This is a genomic window from Levilactobacillus hammesii DSM 16381 (assembly GCF_001434395.1).
Classification (GTDB): Bacteria; Bacillota; Bacilli; order Lactobacillales; family Lactobacillaceae; genus Levilactobacillus; species Levilactobacillus hammesii.
Genome location: NZ_AZFS01000066.1, coordinates 152497 through 160265 on the forward strand (window position 1 = coordinate 152497; position 7769 = coordinate 160265).

Here is a 7769-nt window from a genome sequence, read left to right on the forward strand (position 1 = left end):
GAAGCCAGCTTACAGCACGGGCGACTTTGGAGACACGTGGTTTTCGTGGCTCCAAAGCGAGCGAGAAGACTGCGACCTTCCAGGCTGAAGCGTCCCCACAGCAGGCGGAGTTCCTGGCAGCCGGAGTGCGTTAAATTTAGTCGGATTTAATGGCGCAAATGCTTACCAAATACAGGGATGCGGTGGGCATTTCATCTTTCAACATTTAGTAAAATACTTTTGAAGACACCAACGAGGTCAGGACAATCGCCCTGACCTCGTTTTTTAATTCCAATTAACTATTAACTATCCTTGATGCACGTCTTACTTCTTCATCGACTGGCGCTTCGGACTGACCCAGGTTCCCGAGCCAAACCCCAGAATCGTCTTGAGTGCGGGAATAAAGGTCATCACCACCGTAATGGGATTGACCATCCAATAAAACAGCATGTAGAGGGGCGCAAAGAAGAGATATTTCATCTTCGCCCCGTGGTGATCCAAGAGCAACGCCGCTAAGAGCTGCATGAACCCCGCGAACATCTCAAACGTCACGAAGATAAAGGAGATCACAATCCCATGCATGACCCGTTCGTAATTCCCCGTAAAGAGGAAGTAGAGCATCAGCCCAATAAAAGCGACCGAGGTAATCGTGAAAAAGAAGGACCAGATAATGGAAAGCGTGGAATCCACGAACATTGACCACTGGTAACGGTGCTCAACCGGGTGGCGGAGAAATTTTTTAATGTTGGTCAACCACACCTCAGTGCCCCCCTGAGCCCAGCGTTTTCGCTGATGATAGAGGTCCCGAATCGTCTCGGGGACGTTCATGTGGAAGATGATGTTCGGGGCGAAACGTGGCACGGCCCCCAGCATCTGGTGATCCCAGGCAATACTGATATCTTCGGTAGCACGATTCTGCCGAAAGCCCCCGACGTCAATCAGGAAATCCTTCTTATACAGTGTATTGGCACCACTGTAGGCATACATTGAGTCATTGACCGCCGTCTGACTCCGTTTAATTACCCCCACGATACTGGTGAACTCCACCGTTTGGGACTTTCCCAATAGCGTGGTTCGGTTCTGCACGTCCATATTCGCCGTCACGGCGGAGGTGTTCATGTCGCGGTCCCGCATAAAGAAATTCATATACTTCATCAGGGCATCCGGCTCGGGAATCGTATCGGCATCGTTGCTGAGGATATACTCTCCCTTGGCAAAGTACATGCCGATATTAAAGGCATGGGCCTTCCCCTTATTCTTTAAAATCTCAACCGTCCGCAACCGGGGATACTTTTTCTGTAGTTCGGTGATAATTTCTCCGGTCCGATCGGTTGACCCGTCATTCATGACCAGCACCTCATAGTTCGCATAGTTCATTTCTTCAAAGAGATAGGTGATGGTCTCCGCAATCATCACTTCTTCATTGTGCGCCGGAATCATAATCGTAATCATCGGTTGTTTCGCCACGGGAATGTCTTGAACCGCATCATCACGCTTATTGGTCTTCAAGAAACGATAAGACAAGGCCCCCGCAAACCAGAAGAACGAGCCCACTACCGGGTAGAGGCACAGAATCAACAGGAAGATATTAAAAAGCGTCTTACCTACAGTCGCTCGCAAGAGACTGTCAATAAAGATATTTGTCACGTGCCCCGTCCTCCTTATTCATCCAGGTCGTTGAGATCATGCTGTTCATACAGCCGGTGAATCTGGTCCGTATCCAGGTTTTGCTCGGGCTTCACCTGATAGTGACGCACATTTTCTCGAAATTCCTGGTCACCGAACCGTTGATCCATGAACTTCCCCAGTTGATCCTCGCGCTTTCGCTGATTGATGGGGTTAAAGGTCGGCCACTGCTCCACCACGCGATCTCGCTTTCGGTTTTGGATGATGGTCATCCCCACCGCAAACAGCGATACCAAGACGAAACAAAACAGCAAGATAATCCCAATAAATTTGATTTCAAAAATGCCCTCGCTATACGACCAGAGATGAATGATGTGGGGATCGTAGGCGGCCCAAAAAGAAAGCACCGTGATCACAATTGGGACGAACACGCAGATCCACCCGATGAGACCAATCAGTGTTTGCCAAATTTTCAGCCCCCAGTGCCCCTTCTCAAAGTAAGCATCCGTGTAAAGTTGTTGACGTGCCTTTTGTTTAGCCATACTAGCTCCTCTCATGCGGATTCGTGGGCCGGGCAAACAGATACCCCTGGCGCGTCTTAATCTTAAGTTGATCCGCTAATTGCTGATCCTGTTCATTTTCAATCCCCATGAGCACCAGTTCAATGTGGTTTCGTTGGGAAAGTCGATTCCAGAATTGTAGATTCAGGTCTAACCACTCGTTGGGATCCGCCTTGCGAAAACTACGCATGGAACATTTCAGCGAGTCCACTTCGGGCAAGATCCATTCAATACTTTTTAGATTATTCAGAGAAGACCCCACATTATCCACGCCAAAACGCATACCATACCCACGTGCCTCGCGAATACGCCGCCGAAAGATCCACCGCTGCCACCGTGATTGGGTTGCCCCAGCCGTATACTCCACGGCCAACTTCATGGGTGAAATCCGTGACAACGCCCAGCGCACAAAATAACGAAAGTCCGGGCTCGTAATCTGATCAAATTCAAGGTTGATGGAAAGTGTGATCGGCTCTTCCGGTAAAGACTGGAAGGTATCCGTGAGTAAAAAGATCACACGTTGCAACGGGAGCGAATCGAGCTTTTGTGGCAACGACCACGACCCATCCGCATTGTGCTGGCGCAACAGGCATTCATACCCCGTGGTTTCTCCACGAAAGTTCACCTGCTTTTGAATAAAGTAACGCAGTTCAATCTCATCATTTTCAAGATAATTATTCGTTGTTTTTCGTGAATACCAGTAGTAAAAACCAATGGTCAGTACGACAATCACGGCCATCACGGCTGTGGCCCATAACAGATAACTCTCTAACTGTGCTAAGCTCATGCCAATCCCCCGCTATCACGCTTTTCCCAATGATTCGTTTTAAATTCATCCATATAATTTATAAGTTTCCTTATTTGTCCGATAAACTATTATAGCAGGAAGGATTTAATTTACCAGTGGTGTTTTGCCTTAAACTATGAATAAAAAATGCAACTGGCCACAAAAAAACGAGTCCCCATATGGAGACTCGTTTCATCATTCCGCAACTAGTCGCTTAAAAAGTGAAATCTCGTAAGCTCAAGTGCACTGTGTTCCATAATCATCTTGCCGTGTTCCGCCAAGACGTCTGGGGCAACTTTCGTATTATTCCCATATTCATAGGCGACTGACAACTCATCCTTGATAGATTCGCGGGATGACTCGTTGACAAAGAAGATTAATTCCAAATAATAGGCGCCATTGTACTGGTAAAGGTTAGAGGCCGCATTTTCCAGCCGCAAGACCCGTGCCAGACTGATCATATCTTCAAATGACTGGAGCTTCACCACACGGGTCGTGGTTGGCTGACCGTCATCGTTCAAATAATCCTCGATGTCATTCGAGTCATTGGTCGTCGTTGACTTGTAATTTGAGAAGAAATCCTTTTGACCATCTTTTTCCAACAAGTGGGCCTTAATCTGGTCCGACACTTGATCGGGGTGATTGGTATCGACACTGGCGTCCGTGACATTCACGTCCGCTGCACTGTCCTCATCCGCATTCTTGCTGATAAACAACTCAAGCCCATTGCGATTTGGCAACACCTGGAAGGTGACCGCATCATTGTCTTGAAATTGGTGGTCAACGTCAACCTCCTCCAAGATACTATAGAAGAAGCCTTCGATTTGTTTGTGATTGCCCAATAGATCCAAGACAGTAATGCCGCGTTCGCTCAGATCATCGTTGCCAATGACCACCCGAATTGTGTTTTCGTTGATTCGTTCCGTTTCCATTGAATAACACCCCTTTCTCGTGGGTTGGGTATTGTCCTTGATTCTCATTCTAGCCATTTTATTTTACTTGTAAAGTAATCATAACAAAAAAACTGGACTGCAAGTATCATTCTCTCACAAATCCAGTTAGATGCAACTAATTAAGCTTATTCGTTACCATTAACTAGCTGCTGAGCACGTTGTAATTCTAATTCCCGCACTTCCCGGGGTAAAAACCGACGAATTTCTTCCTCATTGAACCCCACTTGAAGTCGGCGGTCATCAACCATAATTGGTCGCCGCAAAATTCCTGGATTCTGGCGGATCAACTCATACATGTCGCGCAAGGGTAGATCGTCCAACTCAACTGTCAGATTCTGGTAGACGCGTGACCGCTTTGAAATGATTTCTTCCGTGCCATCTTCCGTCAACCGCAGAATCGACTTAATTTGGTCAATGGTTAAGGGCTCGGAGAAGATGTTCTGTTCACGATACGCGATGCCATGTTCTTCGAACCAAATCCGAGCCTTGCGGCAAGAAGTACAACTAGGTGATGTGTAGAGCGTGACTGTCATAATCTTTTCCTCCCTCGTTTTGTATAAATGATTTAATAAGCCTATTATACAGCATTTCAACAGAAAGAAAAGCATTTTTCTAAAATCATTTAATAAACAATAAATAATCATTCGTATATTAATGGCAGAAATAATGACGGTATGCCACGTATAAGTGTATTATTAGATAACGCGCAATTTACATTTAGCGAATTATATATATTAGATTTTATAAATAGATTGAGGCTGAACCACTTCGACCGGTATCGTGTTGCCGGCAGCGGTTTGCGCTTCCCGTGCCAGTTGCGTCAGATCACCCGTTTGTGGTAAATGGGTCAACAATAGGCGCTTAACGCCCGCTTGCTGAGCCAATTCGCCGGCCTGAGTTGATGTCAAATGCCAAGCGGTGCCCTGGTGATCCGCATAAAAGTTGGTGTCCGCCAACAAAACATCGGCCCCCTGCGCCCAATCAGTCAAGCCATCAAAAGCAGCGGTATCCGCTGTAAAGGCCAACGTGGCGCCTGTCACCGTCTCCGTAATACGGGGAGCGTAGGCTGGAACCGGATGATGGGTTGGGATGAAATCGACCGACAATGGCCCTAATTTCAACGTCTCCGCGGGATTGTAAGCCCGGCCCACCGTAGAATCCGGCCATGTCAGACTGCCAAAGTTCAGCGGATCAGCGGTGTGCCCGTAGATGGGTAAGATGGGTTCGGCCTTAGCCCCTTGCGCCAATTGCCACTCATATTGCAAGACCCCCAGATCGGCCGTGTGATCGTGGTGATAGTGAGTCAATAAGACCGCGTTTAATTGCAAAGGACTGAGTTGCTTTTCCAAAGCCAGCAAGGCACCACTCCCACAATCCAATAGTAAGTGGTAGTCGCCACTGGTGATCAAGTAACTACTGGTTCCGATCCCATTGTGGGGATATCCCCCATAGCATCCTAAAACCGTCAATTTCATCGAATCATCCTCTCAAGTTTGTTCTTTCCTCAGTGTAGCGCGCTAACCGTAGAGTGTAAACATTTCGTATTTCTCTGCGGGACTATTATAATAGAAGTGAAACCAAGTCAGGAGGGATGCGTATGCTTCAGCAATTATCTTTAACGTTTGGCAGTCAGGACCTGTTAGATAAGATTATTAAGAAGAATCCCGACCGTCACTTCGTCTTGTTAGCGGCTACCGGTGGGGCCAAGGATCTACAACTCTTAGACGTCTCGAATCGGGACAGTGTCTTTACCAGCCATCTCGATTATCAGGTCAAAATTGAACACGGTCAGCCAGATTGGCAGGGCTTCTTTAGCTTTAATTACTTCAATCTGGATATGGAAAGTGCCAAAGTCTTTGAAGGTGAAGTCAACAAGATTGCCGCTTCGCCGCTTCCCGCTGGCATGACGGCCATGCTGGTTCTCTCTAAGTTCAAGAACAGTGGTGAATACGTTCTCCTCACCATTTGGGATAGTAGTGACGCCTTCATGATCTGGCGCCGTTCGAACAAGTTCTCGCCATTTACCAAATATGCCACGTCATTAAATAACTTTCACGCGGCAACCTATCAGTTGGCACCTGCCAAGGATCAGGCGCATCGTACCACAGAAGATTAGGAACAGCCCTTCAGCGAATGAAGGGTTTTTATTTGTCCACCATTCGCGTTACAATAGCCGTATTCATCTTTTTAGAAAGTAGGCGATGGCTTGCTTAGTCAAACAACTAATGCAGCGACCCAAAAAATTTCACCCGATTTACCCTTAACCGCCAAACAGGCACAGCTGGTACAACATATCTTGGCGTTTACCGCTAGACACCTCACCACGGCAGGACCCGCCGTCTTTGCCCTTTACGGTGACGCTGGAACCGGCAAGAGTGTCGTCCTGGCGCACCTCTTCAATCAGATACAGGTGGCAGCCCGGACGCAGGACGCGAGCCCGTTCGCGCACACGGAAAATTACTTTCTGGTCAATCATCCCGAGATCCTCAAGGTTTACCGTGAAATTGCCGGCGAGCACCCGCACCTCTTAAAGAAGGACTTTCAACGGCCCACCTCGCTCATCAATCAAATGGCGAAGGACACCGTCCATCCAGATGTTCTGGTTATCGATGAAGCCCACCTCTTACTTTCGCAGGCCGATCACTATAATAACTTCTATGGTGACAATCAATTACAATCACTGCTGACGACGGCGAAAGTCATCATCGTGGTCTTTGACGAAACGCAGGTCCTGCGCATGAAGAGCTTTTGGACGGAAGCACGCCTGGAAAAACTCATTGCGCCTTATCCCCATGAGACCTACAGACTAACGCATCAATTTCGCATGCAGGCTAGCGATAAACTGGTCAGATGGATCAATGACTTCACGCACCAACACCTTCACCCTTTGCCCACGGATGTCGGCGCCAACTATGATCTTCGCGTCTTTGACGATGCTGAGCAGATGCGCCAGGCCGTGGTCCGTCGTAATCAAGAAGTGGGCCTATCTCGCATCGTGTCAACCTCGGGTTACCCCTCAACGCTGGATGGCGGTAAGCATTACATCACGGAAGGCGAATTTCATCTCCCGTGGGACCAATACAACTATACCAGTACCCCCTGGGCCGAACTTCCCCAAACCATTAATGAGGTTGGTTCCATCTATACCTGTCAGGGATTTGATCTCAACTACGTGGGTATTATCCTGGGTCCTCCGGTTAGTCTTGACGAACACGACCACTTAGCCATTCACCTTGACCGTTATACGGACGTGGAAGCTTTCAAAAAGAGAGCGGATCTCACAGATCCCACTGAGCTTGTCCATATCAAGCAGCAGCTCATCCTCAATTCAATTAACGTTCTGATGAAGCGTGGCGTTAAGGGCCTATACTTATATGCTCACGATGCGCGTTTGCGGCACTACTTGCAACAACGCGCCCTATAAAGAACGGAAGGCGTGTCGCTAGCTGCTTGCTGTCCCACGTTTTACACCATCATGGTCAAAATAAATCGGTTATTTCAGAGCTTAGTTTCTGAAATAACCGATTTTTGAGTTATATCCCGACCTTGTTCTTACACGCCCGTACAGGGTCGCAACACATCACAAGGCTACCAACCCCGTTTGTCCCTGATAGCCACCCGGAATCATGCAGCCAGCGTTCAGGCACATTGATGAACCGCCCTTCTCCCAGTCTTCACTGCTGTATTTAGACACCAAAAAAGCCTTCCTCACAAGGAAGACTTAACTGACGGTCCGTACGAGACTCGAACTCGTGATCTCCTCCGTGACAGGGAGGCGTCCTAAACCAACTAGACCAACGGACCAAATATTGCGGGAGCAGGGTTTGAACCTGCGACCTTCGGGTTATGAGCCCGACGAGCTAC

At 48.1% G+C, this 7769-nt stretch carries 8 protein-coding genes and 1 tRNA gene; 2 read left to right on the forward strand and 7 right to left on the reverse strand.

What is annotated here, in order from left to right:
- Window positions 1–303: 303 nt before the first annotated feature.
- The 6 genes from FD28_RS12850 to FD28_RS12875 form a co-directional block, all read right to left on the reverse strand.
- Window positions 304–1626: a glycosyltransferase family 2 protein gene (locus FD28_RS12850; RefSeq protein WP_057735447.1), complete on the reverse strand. Its 1323-nt coding sequence runs from the start codon at window positions 1624–1626 to the stop codon at window positions 304–306.
- 14 nt (window positions 1627–1640) lie between these two features.
- Window positions 1641–2147 (reverse strand): hypothetical protein, encoded by a 507-nt coding sequence (locus tag FD28_RS12855; RefSeq protein ID WP_057735448.1) that lies wholly within the window; start codon window positions 2145–2147, stop codon window positions 1641–1643.
- A gap of 1 nt (window position 2148) precedes the next feature.
- Window positions 2149–2952, reverse strand: coding sequence for an EAL domain-containing protein (locus tag FD28_RS12860; protein ID WP_057735449.1), 804 nt, complete (start codon window positions 2950–2952; stop codon window positions 2149–2151).
- A gap of 206 nt (window positions 2953–3158) precedes the next feature.
- The gene (locus tag FD28_RS12865) at window positions 3159–3884 is read right to left on the reverse strand and encodes an adaptor protein MecA (RefSeq protein WP_057735450.1); all 726 of its coding nucleotides are present in this window, start codon (window positions 3882–3884) and stop codon (window positions 3159–3161) included.
- A gap of 146 nt (window positions 3885–4030) precedes the next feature.
- Window positions 4031–4438: a transcriptional regulator SpxA gene (spxA, locus tag FD28_RS12870; RefSeq protein WP_057735451.1), complete on the reverse strand. Its 408-nt coding sequence runs from the start codon at window positions 4436–4438 to the stop codon at window positions 4031–4033.
- 201 nt (window positions 4439–4639) lie between these two features.
- Window positions 4640–5380: an MBL fold metallo-hydrolase gene (locus FD28_RS12875; RefSeq protein WP_057735452.1), complete on the reverse strand. Its 741-nt coding sequence runs from the start codon at window positions 5378–5380 to the stop codon at window positions 4640–4642.
- A 122-nt stretch (window positions 5381–5502) separates the two neighbouring features.
- Here FD28_RS12875 and FD28_RS12880 point away from each other — a divergent pair, with 122 nt between their 5' ends.
- Window positions 5503–6021, forward strand: a complete 519-nt coding sequence (locus FD28_RS12880; protein WP_057735453.1) for a hypothetical protein — start codon at window positions 5503–5505, stop codon at window positions 6019–6021.
- A gap of 90 nt (window positions 6022–6111) precedes the next feature.
- Entirely contained in the window at window positions 6112–7329 is a 1218-nt protein-coding gene (locus FD28_RS12885; RefSeq protein WP_057735454.1) for a DUF2075 domain-containing protein, read from the forward strand.
- A gap of 305 nt (window positions 7330–7634) precedes the next feature.
- Here the strand turns inward: FD28_RS12885 and FD28_RS12890 are convergent.
- Window positions 7635–7709 (reverse strand) — tRNA-Asp (locus tag FD28_RS12890).
- Window positions 7710–7769 lie beyond the last annotated feature (60 nt).